This is a genomic window from Bacillus songklensis (assembly GCF_042649685.1).
GTDB lineage: Bacteria > Bacillota > Bacilli > Bacillales > Bacillaceae_H > Bacillus_BA > Bacillus_BA songklensis.
In genome coordinates this window covers 1-21,062 of record NZ_JBHRZT010000043.1, presented here as the reverse complement: position 1 = coordinate 21,062, position 21,062 = coordinate 1, and the positions used below count along the sequence as shown (strand labels likewise).

The following is a 21,062-nucleotide window of genomic DNA, read 5'->3' as shown; positions in this document are numbered from 1 at the left end:
ACTTGAAAGCTTTTATAAATGGCGTTGAAGCCAGATATGTACTAAACTCCCTGTCACTTAATGACGATACCGGGAAACGTTCTACAGGCAGCATTAAATTTATAAGAGAAAATGGGTTAGCTATTAAGAGCGGCGCGAAAGTCGATATTTACGATGTAGAAGGTTCGCATATTTTCGGCGGCTTTGCTAAAAAACCTAAAATCAAGTCATACCGCGGCTTATCAGTCATACAAGTCCAATTAGTCGATAATACGGATATTGCTAATCGTAGGATAGTAGCGGAAACCTATGTAGATTGGGTAGATCATGATATTGTGAAAGATATTCATGAACGCTATTTGAAAGAAGATGGGATTAAACTCGGTGTTATTGCCTCCAATTCAGGGGATGCCACAACAGAAACAAAGATTGAAACCACGAAAGCAGATTTTATGTCCGGTGTTTTATCTGGAGTTGAAATAGATGATGGCGGAACGATGACACTGGAAAACATCAGTGACAACCCGCCTATAAGCCGGGTCGTTGAGGATTTTGAGGATATTACGTATAACTTTAATTTTAACGGAACATGGGAACGCAGCTCTTTTCGTGCTTATCAAGGAACCTATGGGTTCAGAAGTGATTCAATCGATCATAGAGAAAGTTCAATGTCTGATTTCGATATTACGGTTAGAGAAGGAGCGATAGGTAAACTATCGTTTTTTTATTGGGTAAGTTCGGAGAAAAACGAGGACTTTTTCGAAGTTTGGGCGACCAAAGATGATGTACAAACATTACTTTTAAAAGCATCTGGTATTGATGAAACATGGCGATATTTTTCAAAAACATTAGATCCTGGTAGTTATAAAATCACCTTTATTTATGACAAAGATAAATCGGTTGACCGTGGATATGACCGCGCTCTAGTTGATCAAATTGTGTTTGAAGAGTGGGAGGGGCTTGTTTATCCCTCACAAGGAGAGCGAATAGCCCCCAAGATCACCAGCACTTCTGACGCGATTAAAACCATTCGTATTGAATGGGATGGGGAAACACCAGCAGGAACAAGTGTTGAATTTTATTATAGCTTGGATGATCAGGAAACATGGGAATTAGCAGCTGACAATGTAATTAGGCGCTCTGTAAATGGTGCTGTGGGTGTAGATGTAAAGACGGTACTCAAGACATCCGATACCACTAAAACACCTGCTATAAAGGAAATACGATACGTATTAGAGACAACAGCCGGCACGCACATACGAAAGGCTGTGTTTAACTATGTCAAGGCAAGTCAGGCATTTGACGAAATCTGTGAGCTTTCAGGCGCTGTTTGGTGGGTCACGTCGGATAAAGTGCTGCACTATGTAGCGCGCGACGAATTTAAAGCGCCTTGGAGCATTACCCCTGAGCATTCCCCGACACAAAACTTTGAAGTCGAAACAGATTTGAGTGAGTACCGAAACCGGCAGTATCTAAGGGCCGGGCAAGACATTACCGATTTGCAGACGGAGAGCATGAAAGGCGATGGATCCAAGCGCACATTCCCGGTGGGTTATAAAATCGCACAGCGACCAGTTGTTTTCTTAAATGAAGTAGAGCAAACCGTAGGGATTAGGCAAGTTGATAAAAACAAAGCGTTCTATTGGTCCAAAAATGAAAAAGAAATCACTCAAGATGAGAATGCAACACCTCTTTCCTCTACAGATATTTTGAGGGTTGAATATTACGGTTTTTACCCGATTATCGTCGTGGCAGAGGATGCAGAGGCTATTGAAGAAATGAAAGCTAGAACAGGCGATACAGGCCTTTACGAAGATGTAGAGGAAAATGAAAATATCGATGATAGTGATTTAGCTTTAGAGTTTGCTAACAGTAAGCTTCAGAAGTACGCAAAAATCAATACAAGGATAAGGTTTGACACCGTCAAAAAAGGGCTGCAGGCAGGGCAATTGCTGCCGATTAACCGTCCTGATTATGACGTAAATGATGAGTTTTTGATCACATCCGTTGAAATCAAACCATTCAATGATGACTTCATCTTATATTCGATCGAATGCGTGGATGGCGATGACGTAGGCGGCTGGGAGAACTTCTTCAAGCAGCTGGCCCGAAGTCAAAAGACATACGTTATTCGCGAAAATGAAGTATTAATCCGTCTTGCAACGCAGCTGGAGCGTGTTGGATTCGCTGAGGAAATGAGCTATAAGCCGTTTGCTTGTAAGTTCCCTGGGTACGATGTTTACCCTTCAAATACTTTTATACCTTGTTAGAGGTGAGGAAATGGAATCAAATGGTTTAGCAGGTTGGATGGGAACTTTTGAGGTGCAGATCATGCGAAAAGGGCAAGAACCTGAGATTGTGAAGTTCCCCAATCTTATTACAGACGCATGGCTTAATTTGGTCAGAGATGCCACCATGAGCGCCACGCCGTTAGATTTACAGATTAAATATATTGGGTTAGGTAAAGACGATGGAACCATTTTACCTTTGGCTCCAAGTAATACGAGATTAGGAAATGAAGTAGAGCGAAAAAGCTTTACCAAGATTGAAACAGATGGTACGGGCAGGGTGAAACGAACTGTGAATATTAACAGCGACCAAGGAAATTTTCACATTAAGGAGATTGGCATTTTTGCGGGAAGTGACGCAACAAGTGACATAAACACAGGTATTTTAGTAGCTCGTGTATTTTATGACAGAGACAAAGATGAATTAGAGAGTATTAACATTGTTCGTACTGATGTAGTAGGGAGGTTGTAATTGTGGCGGAATCATATACAAAAACGGTATTTGTTAATGGTCAAGCACCCGCCCTATCTGCCGAAGAACTCAATAAGATGGGGCAAGGGGTGGAGGATGCGTTTGAATTTTCCCGTAACAGTGTAAATTTCCTATTTGGGAACGGGATGGACGGAAACGTAACGATTTCAGCTAATACAAACCTTACAAGGGATATGTATTATGAGAATTTAACCATAAACAGCGGCATTAAACTGTCAACAAATGGATACAAAATTTTTGTTCGTGGTACATTGACCAATAACGGGATTATCGAAGCGAACGGCCCGAACGGAACGAATGGGAGCAGTACAGACACTTATACGCAGTATAGCAACAATGGTGGAGGGAGTGGGGGAGGTTCTACAAGTAATGGTGGTGGCACATCCCCCGGATTTGGCGGGAATGGTGGTAACGGTGGTAGGTCGGTTTATGATGCTACTGTAAAAACAGGCGGGGCCGCCAGTTATACAGTGGCGGCATTGCAATCATTTGAATTAATCCACAATCTTTATAACATTAGCCCTCAAGGTGGCGGCGGCGGAGCAGGAGGCACTTATAATAGTAACCCGTATTATTCGGGTGGGTCTGGTGGTGTTGGCGGTGGACGCGTCTTAATATACGCCCGGAATATAATAAATTCCGGCTCCATCGAAGCGAAAGGCGGCAACGGTGGTAACGGCGTTATGAACGCAAGTTATTGGTCTGGTGGCGGCGGTGGTGGCGGCGGCGGTTTCGTTCTGCTTGTACACAACACATTCACAGGGAACGAACCAAACGTAAGCGGCGGAGCTGGCGGTACGGCGTACAGTTCAACAGGGAATGGAGTGGCAGGAACAGTGGGCAGTGTAAGGAAAATTAAATTATTCTAAGGGGTGAAAACATGAGAAAAATTTTAATTGTCCCTTCTGGTAAAATCGAAGAATTTCAACAAATGGCAGAGGAAAACGCCGTTCCCGAAATTGCGGAAGGCATCCCGCCAAGACTTTTTGGTTTATATAAAGAAGAAGATTTACCTGTTATTCATACAGAGGAACCGGAACCACCGCAACCACCAACAGATGCAGAACGAATCAAATCCTTAGAAGAAACAGTTAATTTTTTATTAGGATTATAGAAAGGATGATATAGATGAGCAGACTATACCCGTTTATTTTAAATATGTGGATTATGGGAAAAGACCAAACGTATGTAAATAATGCTTATAATTTAGGTTACATTACGACTGATGAAAAAGACGCAATTCTGGCTACACCGCAAGCAATTTAATATTTATAACAGACGAACCGTACACAGCGTAGGTTCTTTTTTTATGCCTAAATTAAGGAAAGGGTGAACAGTATGCCTAGTTATTTTACGCTCACATTGGATACGACCGGCCCAGCTAATCCCAGTCTATCCATAAACGCAGGAGCTACTTATGCAACAGCTCAATTAGTCGATTTGGCAATTGGAACATCTGATGGAGCAACAACAGGTTACCAAATGAAAATATGGGGCGATGTTGATACTGCTTATGATACCAATGTACAAGCGACAGAGGCCGCGAGTTCCTGGATCACGTTCTCCACATCTAAACAAGTGAAATTATCTGCCGGTGATGGAGCCAAAACGATTAACGTCAAAATTCGGGATGATGTTTTCAATGAAAGCGCCCAGGCGAGCGATAGCATTAACTTAGATACCACGCGCCCGGTTGTGACCATTTCTGGTCCGGACGTTGCCAAGATTTCCGAGGTTTCCGGAAAAGATGCTGCTTCATTTAGTTTCACTGTGGATTCTGCGTTTGTTGAGTATAAAGTAAAAGTTGTTTCATCAAGCGGAAGCGCTGAAAACACAGGTACACAAATTGGAACAACCAACGGGTCAACGAATATGAGCGGTACGGCTGGCAACTATGCCGCAAGTACGGCTATCAACTGTACGATTGATGCAAGCGACTTGAAAGCGGCAAGCGCCGGTGACGGGGCGAAGGTTATTAAAGTATTCGTTAAGGATGCTGCCGGAAACTGGAGCGTGTAAGGGGGCGTGATGAATGGCCGCACCAATCGTCACCATTACATCGATAAGCAGAACGAAAATCAGCGATGAGTCGGGGGCGACACAAAGCATAGTGAAATTTAAAGTAAATCAAGCGATTATTGCGTGGGAAGCCCGAGCCGGCGGGATGTTTCCGGGAAGCGGCCTGTTAGTTGGGAGTGGAGGAGGTCCATTCCCTTCCTCTTCTCTTTACCCAAGCACTTCTTTTTACCCTGACAATTATAGTGTTGCTGCCAATACGGAGATTCAATTTGAAGTCGATTATACGGAACTGCAGCAGGATGGAGAGTATCAAATAAATGTTTACGCAGCTAATGCATTAGGAGAATGGTCAGCGTATGGGAGCTAGTTTCATATTAGAATTAGATACGACGGGACCTGTCATTGAAGCTTTCGGCCCTTCCTATGCAACCAATCTTTATCCCGAAACCATAATAATTGAAGCAAATGAAACCTTGGCCGATTATCAGGATATTTATTTCATTGATGCAGCTGGTACCCGTCACGATGTGATTTTCAGTTATCAAACGAATAAGTTTGTAGGAGTCGTTTATTTCAGTTTGTTCGTCCCTGGGATTGCGACCATGTATGCCCGTTTAATGGATGAAGTGAACAATCTGTCTAATACAGCTATTTACTATGTAAATGTAGTAAGTGCGATAAAGTTAGACATTACAATTAATGATTTTCAGCGAATGGTACGCTCTGAGGAGGTATATCGCAGCATTTCTCTCTCTGAAGAAGCACGAGGAATTGTATTATCAAGTCAGTCTCGCGAAGTCCAATCTCGTGAAACTACCAGGATAATTGAGGTGAGTGAGTTTGACCACATACCAGGCAGGTAATACCGTTAGATTGGCGGCCGAATTTAAAGATTGGGATGGGGAGAATGTTGATCCTGAAACTATAAAACTGATTATTTATGATTATCGTTATAATAAGCTTGATGAGCGTGAGATACAAACTGAAAATAGGACGTCTATTGGGGCTTACTATTATGATTATATCTTTAATGAAGGTGAATTTATTTATGAATGGTTAGCAACCATTAATCGTACACCAAGCCTTATTAGAAAGAGAATATCAGTAAAAACCATTTAGTGATCAAGACAGGCTTCGGCGTGTCTTTTTATTTTTGTAATAAAGGGGGAGGTCATAGAAATGGAGGAGATGGCTTTGGAGAAAAAGATATATGAGCATGAGGCGGTCATCAATGATAATATTTTGCCTCGACTCGAGGGATTAGAGCTTGAGCATGCACAATTTAAGCAGGAAATGGCAAGCTTGAAAACAGACTTAATGGGAGTGCAAAAAGGGCAAAAGGAATTAGAACTAACTGTGATGAAAGATGGTAAAGAAACAAGAGAGCTGCTGAAACCTTTTGCCGATCATGTGCTTAAGCAGGTGGAATTTGAGTCACAAACTGAAAAGGATATCCAGTTAAAGAAAATGGATACGAGAGAAAAGATATTCTTAAGTATTTTCGGGACCGGCGGGTTGGCTGGAATTGTGGCTGCTGTCGTCACATTTTTTAAATGAGGGAGGAACAGAAGATGAAAAAAGACATTTTTACTTTATTGGGCGGCTTTTTAACAGCCGTTCTTTTATTTTTGGGCACGATTCATATTCAGCTTGATTGGTTCACACAGGCAAGTATTAATGCCTTTGTCGTAATGGTGGCTGCATTTGTAGCCTTAGCAATCAATTTCTATGCCGTGTGGAAGAACACTTTTGTCTCTAAAAAGGCTCGAAAACAAAAAGAAGTATTAAAAAATAAAGGATTATTGTAAGGGAGGAGATACTAATGGAACGACTTTTGAGAATTTGGATTGATGCAGGCCACGGCGGGAAGGACCCAGGGGCGGTTGCAAATGGATTATTGGAGAAAGTTCTAGTTCTACTAATGCAAGTGTATCTCATTGATTATTTAAAATCATCTTATAAAGGATTTGTAGTAGAAGCAACCCGGACAACGGATGTATTTGAAACCTTGGATAAACGTGCTGACCGGGCAAATACCTGGGATGCTGACGTATTTATGAGCTTGCACATCAATGCCGGTGGCGGAACCGGATATGAGTCCTTTATCTATACAAAGGCCTCTTCTGGATCTATCTCCCTGCAGCAGATTGTGAATGAGGAAGCCTTAGCTGTAGCAAAAAAATATGGCTTAGATGCTCACGGCGGTACACCCGCAAAGCGTGGAAACTTAGCAGTTATCCGGGAAACAAATATGCCGGCGATCCTCATGGAGACAGCGTATATTGATTCGAAAGATGCTGCTCTTCTAAAGGATGATTCATTTTTGCGTGATATGGCAGAGGCGTATGCCCGTGGGATTGCTAAGTTTTTAGGGTTGCAACCAAAAGTAATTGAAAACCCAAGACAGGGAGTGGCCGGGGTGTCTACTTATATTGATAATCAACCACCTCAAAAATTTCGCCTGGAAACAGGCAATTTTAAGACGGAAGAAGAAGCGGAAGAGGCTCTGAATAAACTAAAACAGAAGTATTTATGGATTATTCGCCGAGAAGGGAAAAAGCTTGTTACTGGTACATGGACAGATGCTGCTGTTGTCCAGAAATACAAAACAGAATGGAAGCAGACCTACAAGTGGTGGGTGTATATTAAAGAAGCATAACAATGGCCCTTGCTCCAATGGAGTAAGGGCATCTTATATTTGGCGAGTGTTTCACCTTCACCACGCGTTTCATCCTCTATATCAATCCGTGGCTTCTGCAGATAGATGCCTACACGTTCCAAACGAATCACCTCAATTAATTATACGAATGAACGTTCGTATATGGTAGTAAAATAAAAAGCCCATAATAGGCTTTTTATTGTTATGATACCAAGGAATTTGGGCATTCTAACGTAGTTAATAATGCTGTTGCTTCACTATATTTGTCAAAAACAATTTTTTCTTTATTGTTAACTTTTACAATATGCTTGATAAGTTGTCCGCAATTATTAAAGAAGTATGAATCCAAAACCTTAATATCGTATGGAATTTCAGAAGTGACCTGAACTACCGTCTGTTTACCCAATTGTAAAGTTTCGAAATCATGCCCATCCAATATAGCGTTTTTTATCACATCAGATATACTTGGACCAGAATACATTAATAAATCAGCGACACGTTCAAGAGTATCACGCATTTTTAATCATCTATCCTTTCTATTTTTTCTTTGAGTTTTTGAATTATTACAGGTAATGTTGAACGAGCTTGCTCGAAATCATAAGTTTCCCATTCATCAATCCCACGTTTAAGCTTCTGTTTTAAATTAGTATGAATATATCTCATTATATATCCATCATTTGTTTTTGTTGACTTATATATAGCACTTGTAGTGTTATTGGGTAATTCTACACCCTTCGGGTCAATTCCTGTTTGCTCAAATAAAGCCTCTACCATTTGTGCAATGTGTTCTTTATGTGCTTCATGAAGTTCTTCTCGGATTAATTCTTCCCTGAGCTTATCTTGTCTAGCCGTGATTTCTCCTTCAAGTTTTTGTTTTTGGAGTTTAATGAAGTCTGTAATTTGTTCCTCTGGGATACCAATATTACGCATGCCAGCTGCGGTATCTTCCCATTGTTTTTCTCTATCGCGAATGATTTGTTGTAAGGTGCCTTTGTATTTTAAACCAATTCCATCACTGAGGAATTCTCTTGTAGTGGAAACAACAGCACCTTCAGTTCTAATTTCTCCAACGTCACGGCTCGGGAATTGTTCATGATATTCTCGCTCAATTGCTTCACGAATTCGAGCTTTTGTTTTTTGGCCAGTGTAGTAATCCCATAAGCTGTCTAAATCCAATTCTTTATGATATACCACATGAGCTACGTTATCAACCTCATCAATCATATTTTCTCCTTGTATTCTTCTTAAAGCCCGGCCAATAAATTGGGCATAGGGAGGAAGAGAACGGAAAGGACGGAAGATAGCAGCAATACTGATATTAGGATGGTCAAATCCTTCTCCAAGCATATTTACGTTAACTAATACGTCTATTTGAGCTTTTTTAAATTCAACAATAACCTTTTCGCATTCTTCTGTCGGTCGTTCGCTTGTTACATAATCAGCGCGATATCCAAACTCCTGATATAATTCCATAATTTGTTTGGCATGTTCCACACTACAAGCTACAGCAATGATTTGATGATGAGCATTTCCGTTTTGTCTTTTCTCCTTCAATTTTTCAATACTCATTGCGACAATTGTTCTACTGCACTCTAGAGAATAAGCAACGGATCTACTAACCCATTTTTTATCCATTAAATCTAAGGCGGTTTCTTTATCCACTTCTTCACCATTTACTACGAAATGAAGCTTTTCTGTTGTATAATCTTCAGTCATAACGTTCTTAATGTATTTGTTATTAATAGCGTCAGCCATTGAATACTCATACACTAATTCACCTTCAATTTCTTTATAATCGTTTCTGGTGGGTGTAGCTGTTAATTTGACAATTTTTTTTGCATTAAAGTGCTCTAGCGTTTTTTGCCATGATTCAGCAGCCGAGTGGTGAGCTTCATCAATAATAATCATGTCAAAGAAATCAGGATCTAGCATCTTTGTTAACGTTTTGGTGGAAGTAGAACTGTACACTTTATGAATATTAGCGATGACAATATTTGCATTTTCTAGATACTTTCTTACACGCGCTTTATCTCCGGCTGTGCCACTATGACCAGCATAACGATAAACAGTAGGAAGGTGATCATCATTAATAATTACATTTCGTTCAGTCCAAAAGTTGAATTGAGTACGTGTATCGAATTCATCAGAGATTCCTTCTCGAATAACCAAACTTGGAGTGACGATTAAAACACGACCATCACTAATATCGAAAGGGGCTATCCCCATCAATCCTGTTTTACCTGTTCCGGTAGGCAGGACAATTAATTTGTGAGAAAAATTCTCACCTTTAAACGATTCTTTTAATTTTTTATGAGCTAGTCTTTGCGGCTTACGTAAAGATAGATTTGTCGTGATAAAAGTGTTTGTTTGCTTAAAATATGATGTAGTACTCATAATTAAGGCCTCCAGAATAATTTGATTATTTTAACGATAAAATTCTTCTTCTGTTGTGTTTTTTATCCAAATCACTGACAGCATCTGATTTTCTATGGGAATTACTGTCTGATTCAAACCGATACTAACTACGAGGACAATGATTTTATTTTAATACCATTGGTAATATTTTACTAGGTTTTTTATAGATTAATAGATAATTATATCTTCAGTAAAGCAATACTTTTTGAAAGAGAATTTCAGTAAAATGAAATGGTTCTTTATAAACCTAATTTGAGGAAGTAAGGCTTTTTTATTTTGTTATTTTTGATATCATAAAAGAGCATCATTTCAACTGGGGGATCATCATAATGGATAGCTACGCAAACATTGATTTAAACAAGATATACGATTATAAAGATTTGCCAGATAAAGTCGGCGGCCGTTGCGACAATTGCGGGAATGCGTTATTTAAAAGTACAGTAAAGAACTTTGAATTTATTAGAGAGTGTCGCCAGTGCGGTATGAAGAAAAGGATTTAACATGAAAAGCCCTTCTCTTAAAGAGGGGCTCTTTCATTTTTTATGGAACGTTTTTCCTGCGCATGATATTCTGGTATTGAAAACTTTTTCCATATTAGTAACTACATAGTATAAAACAAAAGAGGGGGATAACGTTGGATAACCTAGGGTTAATAATCAGTCTTATAGCTATTGTAGTGTTTGTAATTTACATAGTTAAAGGACTGATAGGATTAGTAAAGAAAAAAGAAAATGCTAAAAAGGCGTTTATTCGTGCAGGTGTTGCCTTTGCAGTTTCTATAATTGGGTTTGTGATATTTGGAGTAGCCTCGGAACCTTCAAAAGAAACGGCAGGGCAGCCGAAAGAGGAAAAGCAAGAAGCGCAACCTGTGGCTGCTCAACCGAAAGAAGTGCAGAAGGAGGAAAAACCAAAAGCGCTTGAGGAAATTGTGACATCTATAATCGATAAGGAAGTCGGCAAGAAAACGAACATGAAGGCAAAGCGTATTATTAATTTAGAAATAAATGATCACATCGGGACTCAGCAGGAAGGGGATAAAATTGTTGTTGCTACTCTTCATGCAGATGAAAGTCTAACAGAGAATCTTACAAGAGAAAGCATTCTAATAAAAACCAAAGGTTTAATGGAGCCGTTATTTAAAAACAAAGATATAGCTGAAGTAACACTAATATGGCAATTGCCTTTGGTGGATCAGTATGGAAATGAAAAGGTTGGCACAGTTGTGAAGGTAGGATTAGATCGAGTGACCGCAAATAAAATTAATTGGAAAAACTTCGATTTTAATAATTTTGAGGGTATTTCACCTCAATATTTCGTTCATCCAGCTTTAGTAAAAGAATAGCCCTTCTCAAAATTGAGAGGGGCTTTTTTACATACCTTAAAAACCCTCACGCTTTAATCCACTTTAAAATTTACTTGCTACATCTAATCGCACATAAAGTCCGAATCGAAGTAAAACTTGTCCATTAATTTGTTTACAATCCCATTGAAATAAGCAAAGATACCCTTGTTCATCTTTTTGCCAGACTTAACTTTCATCACAAACTCCTTGAACGCTGTGATAGCAATGTGCAGTTCTTGTTCTTCGGAAAAGGCTCTTTCTCCATCCACATGGTTTACGACTTTATTGCATTGCTTAACTACTCTCCAAAACTCTTGGATAGTTTCAGCCTTTTTGTAAAAACAGCTAACTAAACCAATAAAACGTTCTGGAACCCAATGAGCTACAAAGTTGGGTTCTTTGTTATCAACAGAATTATCCACATGTGATGATAAAGACACGGCTTTACGTTTATTATTAATCTTTTGTTTTAAAGAATAAGTAGTTGTCTTAATGGTCGGACACTTCTTGAACTTTTTAGGAGAAGTCTTGTCGGACATATTATCTTCCACGGGCTGAATGACAATAGCATTTGCTGTCTGCAACATATCTTTTTTACGCTTCATGGCAATCTGCCGGATCATGCCGAAATCCTCTAATTTCTTTATAAGACGCTGAATGGTTTTATAAGAAAGCTCCATTTTATCTGCAATCGTATTTTTACACATATAACTCACGCCGATTTGCTTGCAGCTGTGACGCTTCAAAAGTTCTAATAGGGCAATAAGTCTAGCTTGTACATCAGAACGCTTAACAGCTGCTTTTATTAATTCTTTATATTTGCGAATTGTCTTGTTCAGATCCTCTACATCTGTGAAAGAGGAAAGATTGTTGAAAGATTCTTCATTTGCAATAACATCAATACGCTTCTTCATCACTCTGTCTCCTTTTGGAAACAAAAAAGCAACGGCCCTATGTAAGCAAACCGTTGCTAAGAAACCCGTGATGTAATAAACTACACCTAAGGGTACAGCAAGTGTTTGCCTAGTGAGAGTAGGCGGACGGTTTAAGAAGTGCTACCAACACGACTTAAACAGCTGTGCTCTTTTGTTTTTAATGAGCAGAGAGACTATATGTATAGTGTGTGCGTTGGAGTACCGCCTCCGACCCAAATGGCTGCGATTTGTCCGAGTGCTGTCAGTGTTGCAGCCCCGGCACCAATAGCGGTAGAGAATAGTTGGGCAATAGATCCGGCAAGTGAAATACCTGAAAATCCTGATCCGTCAAGTCCTGTGATGGCCCCGATTCCTGTTAATGTAACGGCTCCGATTTGTGCATTTGGTGGAACAACGGAAGCGAGTGCTATTCCTAAATCATTCACAATTCCATGAGACCCTTTTGGAAGGAAATCACCGATGATGGCTTGAAATCCGGCATCTCCTAAATAGAAAAACGCTGCGATTGGAATGACCGGTCCGAATACTTTAAAGCCAAATTGAAATCCCTCAATTAAATAACTAGTCGTTTTTTCTAATCCTTTTCCCTTATACGCGATCAGTGAAATAAGGATCAGAATAAAGACAGATGTACCGCCGATTAATGCAGTTGCATCTCCCCCTTGTAAGTTGAGCATGAACATGGCCAGCACATCGAGCGTAAATAAAAGAGGAATGACAAGGGCGATAAAGCGTTGTGCTGAAAGAGAAAGGGAAAGCTTAGCGTCTTTATAAGAAGAAGAAACTGCTTCAATAGAGTCAGCTGAAAGTTTTCCTTTTTTCATGTCACTTCTTAACATGATGAAAGCGACAATCGTTGTGACTGTTCCCATTATAAAGACGAGCGGAATACTTGCAGACACGACTTCATTGACGGGTAACCCTGCTGCATCCGCCGTCAGCTTTGGGGCCGCCTGGATCACAAAGTCACCCGATAAAGCAATCCCGTGTCCGAATAAGTTCATTGCCATCGCTACCCCCAACGCAGGAAGGCCAACACGAAGAGCAACAGGGAGAAGAACGGCTCCTAATAAGGCTACGGCAGGAGAAGGCCAGAAAAACCAGGAAATGCCCATCATCAATAAACCGGTAATCCAATATGCTAATGCGGGAGTTTTGATGAAGCGGGCAAAAGGGGAAATCATGACATCGTTCACACCTGTTGCGGTCAGCGCTTTACTCATGGCGACGATGATGGAGATAACGAGAATGGTAGGAAGAAGTTCGGTTAGAGCATAAATAAAACTGTTGAAAATATCGCTTATTGCACTGCTCAAGGAAGCGCTGGCAGTAATGGCTAATAAAAAAATGCCCACTATACAGACGAGACTTGTATCTCTTCTCATGACCATAAAGCCGATAATGAGAACGATGAAACTAACGTATATCCAATGAAGGGCCGTCAGCTCGATTCCCATAAAAAATCCCTCCTAATAGGTCACTGTACTATACAATATGACAAGACAGCACAAGTGTGCGGAGGCTTATATGAGAACCTTTGTCAACCCATTCGAACAAGATTCTTGCTTTACTCTTCGGAAATGACGCGATAGGTAGTGACGTAGGAAGGGCCGGAGAAGATGGACTTTTGCTGGTCGATTCCTTCAGAAGTTTCTCTTTTTTGATGCGCCTTTTCATAGGCTTTTGATTGCTGCCAATTTTTAAAGGAATTTTCTTTGTCCCACATTGTTAAAATCACATATGTATCACTATCCATGGGACGCAGTACGCGAATGGCCGCAAATCCAGGCTCTTTTTCGATTAAGCCGGCTCGCTGATTGAATTGGTATTCAAAGATAGGCCTGCCTTCATCTCGAACCGGGATGTTATTCAATACAGCAAATCCGCCGTGTTGGATATCTCCGACAGCATTGATTGCTTCATAATATTTTCCTTGGTTAAATACTGTCTTTCCTTCCGTTTCATGAAGGAGCAACGCATTATTCGGACTTTGCATTAAGACCATTTTCTCTGCAGGATACTGTTCTTTTACTTTTTGTAAATAGTCAGCCGTTCCAAATGTGACAAAAACGTTCATGATAATCCCTCTCTTTTCCACGTATAAACGTCTTCTTTTTGTATACATTCTCCCATTTATCTTCATACTAAATTATAAGATATGGAAGCAGAAAAGCTATAGATAGCATAACGGGTGAAAACTGATGCTAAAAAATGAACAGAGATTGATATATATATGTTCTCCTTTTTTACTTATTAAAAGACGTGAAAGCATCAGTAATTTAATGGATGAAAATCAACCGAGTACTCAAGGTCTTGGGTGGACTGTAGTATATTTAGTTTTACCCTTCTATCATCCTGATGAAACGAGAGGTGATTAAGATGAGCAAAAAAGGGATGGTTGCAGGTTTATCTATTATCGCCATCATTTTATTTGCGTTGATTGGATATATCATGATTTTGTTTTTGGGGAGATATGTCATTGATGAGAAAAAATTTGTCATGAATTCAGCCACGAAGTTAGTAGATGAAAATAATAAAGAGATTACAAGGTTATATGTGGAGAACCGCGATATTGTACCTATCAAACAAATTCCCAAACATGTTCAGCAAGCGTTTATCGCTGTAGAAGATGTCCGTTTTTATGAACATCACGGGATTGATGCAAAAGCGGTTGGACGTGCATTATATAAAGATCTATTAGCAGGAGGTAAAGTGGAAGGTGGAAGCACCATTACGCAACAATTAGCCAAAAACGTTTTTTTGTCGAATGATAAAACATGGCTGCGGAAAACGAAGGAAGTCATCATCGCATTAAATCTGGAGAAACGCTACAGCAAGCAGAAAATATTGGAAATGTATTTGAATCAAATTTATTTTGGGCACGGAGCATATGGCATTCAAGCAGCATCCAAGCTGTATTTCAATAAAGGTGTATCTGAACTGACAGTGGAACAAGGTGCCTTGTTGGCATCCCTGCCAAAAGCTCCGGGGGCGTACTCGCCGATTTTGCATCCTCAAAAAAGCTTGGAACGGCGGAATGTTGTATTGGATTTAATGAACAAAGCCGGTTATTTAACGACAGAACAGGCGGTCAGATTGCAAGGGCGGACATTGGCATTGAATGTACGGCAGCAAGTAAAAGAACCAGCCTTTTTGACTTACCTTGATATGGTGATGGAGGAGGCAGAAAAGAAGTTCGCTATTTCAAATGAAGAGTTATTAAGAGGGGGCTATAAAATTACGGTTCCAATGAACCGGGATGTCCAAAAAACGGCCTATGAATTGTTTAAAGCCGGTTCTTATTTTCCGGGCACGGACAAAACCGTTCAAGGAGCTTTTATCTTAATGAACCATGAAACGGGCGGTGTTCTGTCGGTCATTGGCGGAAGAGATTATGTACAAAAAGGATTGAATCGCGTCAATATTAAGCGTCAGCCTGGATCAACCATAAAGCCTCTTGCCGTTTACGGACCCGCATTGCAAGAAAAAAAGTTTAAACCGTATTCTTTATTAGAGGACCAGCCGCTTAAGTACGGAGAATACGCGCCTCGAAATGTAGATGATCGATATAGCGGAAAAATCACGTTGTATGATGCGCTGAAGCGGTCGAAAAATGCTCCAGCCGTGTGGGCCTTGAATGAGCTGGGGATTGATGTAAGTAAACAATATTTGAATCGGTTAGGTCTGCATATCCAGGATAACGGTTTAGCCCTGGCATTAGGAGGATTAAGAGAAGGAGTATCCCCGATATCACTTGTGTCTGCATATCGCGCTTTTTCAGCGGGCGGGAAAACGATTGACCCGTTTTTTATTGAAAAAATGGAAGACCGCCAGGGGAAAGTGGTTGTAGAAGCAGAGCCAAAAGAAGAGAAAGTATTTTCAAAGCAGACAGCGTGGTATATGACAAGAATGCTTGAAGCGGTCGTGAAAGATGGGACAGCGAAGAGCGGTAACTTTCAAGGAGCTCTTGCCGGCAAAACGGGTACAACTTCTTATACAAGCGTAAAAGGGGCGTCAAAAGATACATGGTTTGTCGGTTATACGGACAATGTAGTGGGGGCCGTTTGGATGGGATATGATAAAACTGATAAACAACACTATTTAACAAAGGGAAGTTCCTATCCAACGAAGTTGTTTAAAGACATTTTAACGAAGTCTTCCTTAAACCATGCTTCAGCTTTTAATCCGCCATCAAATGTCAAAGATTTGCCTGAGCCCATTTATCTTCAGGCCATCGATGATTTAAAAAGCGATATTATTTTTAAACCACTCGGATTATTTACGGTTCGTTTAACATGGACACCTTCAGAAGATAAACGGGTGGTGTATCATGTGTACGAGCTCAAAGATGGAAGGGCGCGCCTAATCGGGAAAGCGAAAGGAGAAGGGCGGTATGATGTAGAGCGAATCAATGTCCTAAACATTCCGTCATTTTACATTGTCCCATATAATCAGCTTACAAAACAACAAGGCGATAAATCCAATGAAGTGGTCCCGGCCTTTCTCAGCGAGGAAACGGCACATTGAGTGCTGATGGCGATTTTTTGACATTTTCCGCCGGAACCTATACAACAGGAGAAATAATCGGTATAGTTTCAATTGGAGCCTAATTCGAAAAATGAAAGCATACTATAATTGCGTATAGATGATACAAATGGGGGAAAGGTGAGGGTCATGGATCATCGAAGAATAAACGATACGTTTTTAAAAGCCTGTCGAGGTGAAAAAACAGATTATGTTCCTGTGTGGTATATGCGTCAGGCAGGCCGTTCGCAGCCGGAATATCGCGAATTAAAAGAAAAGTATTCATTATTTGAAATTACTCATCAACCGGAGTTGTGTGCTTATGTGACACGTCTTCCTGTTGAGCAGTATGATGTAGACGCAGCCATTCTTTATAAAGATATTATGTCTCCGCTTCCGGCGATTGGGGTAGATGTAGATATTAAAACAGGAATCGGACCGGTTATTGCCAACCCAATTCGTTCATTGGCGGATGTCGAAAAGCTGGGTGAAATTTCGCCTGAAGAAGATGTACCGTATGTATTGGACACAATTAAACTGCTGACAAGAGAACAGTTAAATGTTCCGCTTATCGGTTTTGCCGGTGCACCGTTTACACTGGCAAGCTATATGATTGAAGGCGGCCCTTCCAAAAACTATAACAAAACAAAGGCATTCATGTATGCTGAGCCAAAAGCGTGGTTTGCATTAATGGACAAACTGGCAGACATGACCATTACATATGTAAAGGCACAAATCGACGCAGGAGCAAAAGCCATTCAGATTTTCGACTCCTGGGTTGGAGCATTAAATGTAACGGATTATCGCTATTTTATTAAGCCGGTGATGGAGCGCATATTCTCTGAATTAAGAGAAAAGAATGTCCCGCTTATTATGTTTGGAGTAGGCGCAAGTCATCTCGCAAAAGAGTGGCATGACCTTCCGCTTGATGTCGTAGGGCTTGATTGGCGTCTGCCAATACAAGAAGCGAGAGAAATGGGCATTACGAAAGCTGTCCAAGGTAATCTTGATCCAGCCGTTCTTCTTGCTCCATGGGAAGTCATTGAAGAACGTGCAAAAGCGATTCTAGATCAGGGAATGGCACATCCAGGTTATGTATTCAATCTTGGCCATGGCGTATTCCCGCAAGTAAATCCAGAGACATTAAAACGATTGACGGCATTTGTTCACGAATATTCCGCATCTCAAAAAAAATAAAACCTCTCTCCAATAACTGGATGAATTGGCGACAAGAAATTGTCACGGTTTGTGAGAGCTTTTATCTTTGAATTTAATTTTCAGTTCATGGCAAAATGAGGGCAAGACATGAACAAGATAAACGGGGTGTAGAAAGATGATAAAAAAAAGAATGGGTTTGCTTGTGATGGCATACGGTACTCCATACAAAGAAGAGGATTTGGAGCGTTACTATACACATATTCGCCGCGGACGCCGACCGTCTCCTGAAATGTTAGAGGATCTAAGAAGTCGTTATGAAGCAATCGGAGGAATTTCACCTCTTGCAAAAATTACACAGGAGCAAGCAGAAAGTCTGGAACAGCGCTTAAACGAAGTGCAGGATGATATTGAATTTAAGGCATACCTGGGTTTAAAGCATATTGAACCGTTTGTGGAAGATGCCGTGGAGCAAATGCATAAAGACGGTATTCAAGAAGCTGTTAGCATTGTGTTGGCACCGCACTTTTCGACCCTCAGCGTGAAGTCATATAATGGGCGTGCAAAAGAAACAGCAGAAAAGCTTGGAGGTCCAGTGATTTACTCCGTTGAAAGCTGGTATGATGAACCGAAATTCGTGGAGTATTGGGCAAAACGTGTCAAAGACACATTCCTCTCCATGTCCGAGCAAGAACGCGAGAAAGCAATATTAATTGTTTCAGCACATAGTCTGCCTGAAAAGATTATTGCAGCGGGTGACCCATATCCTCGGCAGCTTCAAGAGACAGCGGACCTAATTGCAGAAGCAGCCGATGTGAAAAACTATGTGATCGGGTGGCAAAGTGCCGGTAATACACCGGAGCCTTGGATTGGACCGGATGTACAGGATTTAACGAGAGAGCTGTATGAGAATCACGGATATCAATCATTTGTATACGTTCCTGCGGGCTTCGTAGCAGATCATTTGGAAGTGCTTTATGATAACGATTACGAATGCAAAGTTGTAACAGATGAGATTGGCGCTAACTACTATCGTCCGGAAATGCCAAATGCCCATCCCGAGTTTATTGATGCAATGGCAACGGTCGTACTAAAAACATTGGAAAATCAATAAGAAGGTGAACAGGCTGATCCATAAGTCCCGAAAAGGAAGGTAATCTTGTTTTTAACTGAAATGGGCCGTCAATTAACCCTTGATTTTACTGAGTTTCTCATGACGGTTCATTTTTTCTTCTTTCTTTAATCTAATAAGAGAAGGCGATGTAACGTGAAGCAGGAAAATAAAAAGGTTGTTATTATCGGTGGAGGAATCACTGGTATTGCAGTTGCTTATTATTTGCAAAAAGAGATCAAGGAAAAGGGGCTGCCTCTTGAATATACATTAATCGAAGCGAGTCACCGGCTGGGGGGGAAAATCCAAACCGTTCGCCGCGATGGATTTGTTATTGAGCGGGGGCCTGACTCTTTTCTGGAAAGAAAGTTAAGTGCGTCAAGATTAGTAAAAGAAGTAGGGCTTCAAGAGGAACTTGTCAACAACTCAACAGGTAAATCGTATGTATTAGTGAAAGATAAACTTCATCGTATACCTGAAGGGGCCGTTATGGGTGTCCCAACAGAAATCTCCCCGTTTGTTACAACCGGTCTATTTTCACCGCTTGGAAAAGTGCGTGCCGCTGCTGACTTTGTGATGCCCCGCACAAATGTAAAAGGAGATCAGTCACTTGGCCAATTTTTCCGCCGCCGTCTAGGAGACGAAGTGGTTGAAAACTTAATTGAGCCGCTTTTATCCGGCATTTATGCAGGTGACATCGATCAGCTTAGCTTAATGTCGACATTCCCGCAATTCTATCATGCAGAACAAAAGCACGGCAGCGTCATTGTCGGAATGAAAAAAATGAAAGCTCTTCAGCCGAAAGCAAAGTCTGAACGGCAGAAAAAAGGGGCCTTTTTAACATTAAAAAGCGGCTTGCAATCATTGGTGGAGGCCGTTGAAGAAAAGTTGGACAGCACCGCTGTCATGAAAGGAATACGAGTGGAAAAAGTTACACGCGGAGGCAACAAGTATTGGCTAACCATGAGTAACGGTAAGACGATGGAAGTGGATAGTGTCATTGTGACGTCTCCGCACTTGGCTGCACAGTCGATGCTGTCCCATTATGCAGCTCTCGATTCATTGAAAAATATGCCGTCCACATCTGTAGCAACGGTAGCACTTGCTTTTCCTAAAGAAGCAATTAAAAACGATATTGATGGAACAGGCTTTGTTGTATCCCGTAACAGCGATTACACCATTACGGCCTGTACATGGACGCATAAAAAGTGGCCGCATACAACACCTGATGGAAAAGTGCTGCTGCGCGGTTATGTTGGGAAGGCTGGCGATGAAGCTATTGTGGATCAATCCGATGATGAGATTGTAAAGGTGGTAATGGATGACTTGGATCGAATTATGGATATTGCCATGAAGCCCGAGTTTTCTATCGTTTCCAGATGGAAGCACGCTATGCCTCAGTACACAGTCGGCCATAAAGAAAGACTTGAGAGCATCAACAAGCATCTTAAATCAGAGCTGCCAGGATTGTTTCTATCCGGAAGCTCATATGAAGGTTTAGGGCTGCCGGATTGTATTGACCAGGCAGAAGCGGCAGTGAAAAAAGTGATTCAATATTGTCGAATGTAAAGTGATTTAAAGCACCCTTTGGTGCTTTAAATCACTTTACAAAATGGACCTTTGCGTTAAATGGTTTAAAGCCGGTTATTTAGCGAAAGGTCCATTTTGTTTACGAGTCGCTTTTTATCTAGATCCAATTTAATGGTTCAACAGAATTCAATGAGGTTGTCAATACGAAAACCATTATTATCAAAACTCAGCTAGTCTATGTAAAGAAACAAGGTTGAAAAGTAGACGATATATAGAGTTCATTGGACAATTGACCATATCCTATATACAAAATGTATAAGGGGATTTTTTATAATATGTATTGACTTTGTCATAAAAGCATATTATTATTAAAAACGTCGCTTTGGTGCGAAGTGAAAAAAGTATTGACTAAAACAATTAAAAATGTTATTCTAATATAGTTGTTTTTGGTATGTAGATGTGAACTTTGAAAACTGAACAAAACAAACGTCAACGTTAATTCTTTTTATTAGTAGAGTAAGGAACATCGACTAAGAACGTCACGTCCTGTGACAACGTCGATGTCAGCACATCCATGTGCTAGTTCAAACATTTCTTCGGAGAGTTTGATCC

The 21,062-nt window shown here is 40.6% G+C and carries 23 protein-coding genes; 18 read left to right on the top strand and 5 right to left on the bottom strand.

Annotation, left to right across the window (positions count from 1 at the left end; genetic code table 11):
- Positions 1-2: 2 nt before the first annotated feature.
- From ACFOU2_RS09585 to ACFOU2_RS09530, 12 genes are all read left to right on the top strand, one after another.
- A complete protein-coding gene (locus ACFOU2_RS09585; RefSeq protein WP_377914537.1) occupies positions 3-2,249 on the top strand; it encodes a hypothetical protein in 2,247 nt (748 codons plus the stop codon).
- Positions 2,250-2,259: 10 nt separating this feature from the next.
- Positions 2,260-2,739, top strand: a complete 480-nt coding sequence (locus tag ACFOU2_RS09580) for a phage tail-collar fiber domain-containing protein (RefSeq protein WP_377914535.1) — start codon at positions 2,260-2,262, stop codon at positions 2,737-2,739.
- 2 nt (positions 2,740-2,741) lie between these two features.
- Complete coding sequence (locus ACFOU2_RS09575; protein ID WP_377914533.1) at positions 2,742-3,629, top strand: hypothetical protein; 888 nt, start codon at positions 2,742-2,744, stop codon at positions 3,627-3,629.
- An 11-nt stretch (positions 3,630-3,640) separates the two neighbouring features.
- Positions 3,641-3,874, top strand: a complete 234-nt coding sequence (locus ACFOU2_RS09570; protein ID WP_377914531.1) for a hypothetical protein — start codon at positions 3,641-3,643, stop codon at positions 3,872-3,874.
- Between the two features lie 14 nt (positions 3,875-3,888).
- A complete protein-coding gene (locus ACFOU2_RS09565; protein ID WP_377914529.1) occupies positions 3,889-4,026 on the top strand; it encodes a hypothetical protein in 138 nt (45 codons plus the stop codon).
- A gap of 72 nt (positions 4,027-4,098) precedes the next feature.
- Complete coding sequence (locus ACFOU2_RS09560) at positions 4,099-4,779, top strand: hypothetical protein (protein WP_377914527.1); 681 nt, start codon at positions 4,099-4,101, stop codon at positions 4,777-4,779.
- A 13-nt stretch (positions 4,780-4,792) separates the two neighbouring features.
- Positions 4,793-5,146 carry a hypothetical protein gene (locus ACFOU2_RS09555; protein WP_377914525.1) on the top strand — a complete coding sequence of 118 codons (354 nt, stop codon included), beginning with the start codon at positions 4,793-4,795 and terminating at the stop codon, positions 5,144-5,146.
- Complete coding sequence (locus ACFOU2_RS09550) at positions 5,136-5,642, top strand: hypothetical protein (protein ID WP_377914523.1); 507 nt, start codon at positions 5,136-5,138, stop codon at positions 5,640-5,642. The genes ACFOU2_RS09555 and ACFOU2_RS09550 overlap by 11 nt, the downstream gene beginning before the upstream one ends.
- Complete coding sequence (locus ACFOU2_RS09545; protein ID WP_377914521.1) at positions 5,620-5,898, top strand: hypothetical protein; 279 nt, start codon at positions 5,620-5,622, stop codon at positions 5,896-5,898. The genes ACFOU2_RS09550 and ACFOU2_RS09545 overlap by 23 nt, the downstream gene beginning before the upstream one ends.
- A 60-nt stretch (positions 5,899-5,958) precedes the next feature.
- Positions 5,959-6,336: a hypothetical protein gene (locus ACFOU2_RS09540; protein ID WP_377914519.1), complete on the top strand. Its 378-nt coding sequence runs from the start codon at positions 5,959-5,961 to the stop codon at positions 6,334-6,336.
- Between the two features lie 14 nt (positions 6,337-6,350).
- A complete protein-coding gene (locus ACFOU2_RS09535) occupies positions 6,351-6,587 on the top strand; it encodes a phage holin (RefSeq protein WP_377914517.1) in 237 nt (78 codons plus the stop codon).
- Positions 6,588-6,601: 14 nt separating this feature from the next.
- Positions 6,602-7,438, top strand: coding sequence for an N-acetylmuramoyl-L-alanine amidase (locus ACFOU2_RS09530; protein ID WP_377914515.1), 837 nt, complete (start codon positions 6,602-6,604; stop codon positions 7,436-7,438).
- A gap of 202 nt (positions 7,439-7,640) precedes the next feature.
- Here the strand turns inward: ACFOU2_RS09530 and ACFOU2_RS09525 are convergent, their stop codons facing one another.
- Positions 7,641-7,955 carry a hypothetical protein gene (locus ACFOU2_RS09525; RefSeq protein WP_377914513.1) on the bottom strand — a complete coding sequence of 105 codons (315 nt, stop codon included), beginning with the start codon at positions 7,953-7,955 and terminating at the stop codon, positions 7,641-7,643.
- Between the two features lie 2 nt (positions 7,956-7,957).
- The gene (locus ACFOU2_RS09520) at positions 7,958-9,832 is read right to left on the bottom strand and encodes a DEAD/DEAH box helicase (RefSeq protein WP_377914511.1); all 1,875 of its coding nucleotides are present in this window, start codon (positions 9,830-9,832) and stop codon (positions 7,958-7,960) included.
- Between the two features lie 350 nt (positions 9,833-10,182).
- Between ACFOU2_RS09520 and ACFOU2_RS09515 the strand changes: the two genes are divergently transcribed.
- Together ACFOU2_RS09515 and ACFOU2_RS09510 are read left to right on the top strand one after the other, a co-directional pair.
- Positions 10,183-10,353, top strand: a complete 171-nt coding sequence (locus ACFOU2_RS09515; protein WP_377914509.1) for a hypothetical protein — start codon at positions 10,183-10,185, stop codon at positions 10,351-10,353.
- Between the two features lie 134 nt (positions 10,354-10,487).
- Positions 10,488-11,195, top strand: coding sequence for a hypothetical protein (locus tag ACFOU2_RS09510; protein WP_377914507.1), 708 nt, complete (start codon positions 10,488-10,490; stop codon positions 11,193-11,195).
- An 83-nt stretch (positions 11,196-11,278) separates the two neighbouring features.
- Here the strand turns inward: ACFOU2_RS09510 and ACFOU2_RS09505 are convergent, their stop codons facing one another.
- The 3 genes from ACFOU2_RS09505 to ACFOU2_RS09495 all read right to left on the bottom strand — a co-directional run bounded on the left by ACFOU2_RS09505 (position 11,279) and on the right by ACFOU2_RS09495 (position 14,207).
- On the bottom strand, positions 11,279-12,109 hold the full coding sequence (locus ACFOU2_RS09505; protein ID WP_377914505.1) for a helix-turn-helix domain-containing protein: 831 nt from the start codon (positions 12,107-12,109) through the stop codon (positions 11,279-11,281).
- Between the two features lie 194 nt (positions 12,110-12,303).
- Positions 12,304-13,587: a hypothetical protein gene (locus tag ACFOU2_RS09500; RefSeq protein WP_377914503.1), complete on the bottom strand. Its 1,284-nt coding sequence runs from the start codon at positions 13,585-13,587 to the stop codon at positions 12,304-12,306.
- 110 nt (positions 13,588-13,697) lie between these two features.
- Positions 13,698-14,207 carry an antibiotic biosynthesis monooxygenase family protein gene (locus ACFOU2_RS09495; protein ID WP_377914501.1) on the bottom strand — a complete coding sequence of 170 codons (510 nt, stop codon included), beginning with the start codon at positions 14,205-14,207 and terminating at the stop codon, positions 13,698-13,700.
- 302 nt (positions 14,208-14,509) lie between these two features.
- Here ACFOU2_RS09495 and ACFOU2_RS09490 point away from each other — a divergent pair, with 302 nt between their 5' ends.
- The 4 genes from ACFOU2_RS09490 to hemY all read left to right on the top strand — a co-directional run bounded on the left by ACFOU2_RS09490 (position 14,510) and on the right by hemY (position 20,489).
- Positions 14,510-16,657, top strand: coding sequence for a transglycosylase domain-containing protein (locus ACFOU2_RS09490; RefSeq protein ID WP_377914499.1), 2,148 nt, complete (start codon positions 14,510-14,512; stop codon positions 16,655-16,657).
- A gap of 147 nt (positions 16,658-16,804) precedes the next feature.
- On the top strand, positions 16,805-17,851 hold the full coding sequence (gene hemE / locus ACFOU2_RS09485; RefSeq protein WP_377914497.1) for a uroporphyrinogen decarboxylase: 1,047 nt from the start codon (positions 16,805-16,807) through the stop codon (positions 17,849-17,851).
- 136 nt (positions 17,852-17,987) lie between these two features.
- Positions 17,988-18,923 (top strand): ferrochelatase, encoded by a 936-nt coding sequence (gene hemH / locus ACFOU2_RS09480; RefSeq protein WP_377914495.1) that lies wholly within the window; start codon positions 17,988-17,990, stop codon positions 18,921-18,923.
- Positions 18,924-19,076: 153 nt separating this feature from the next.
- A complete protein-coding gene (hemY, locus tag ACFOU2_RS09475) occupies positions 19,077-20,489 on the top strand; it encodes a protoporphyrinogen oxidase (protein ID WP_377914493.1) in 1,413 nt (470 codons plus the stop codon).
- The last annotated feature ends 573 nt before the right edge of the window (positions 20,490-21,062 follow it).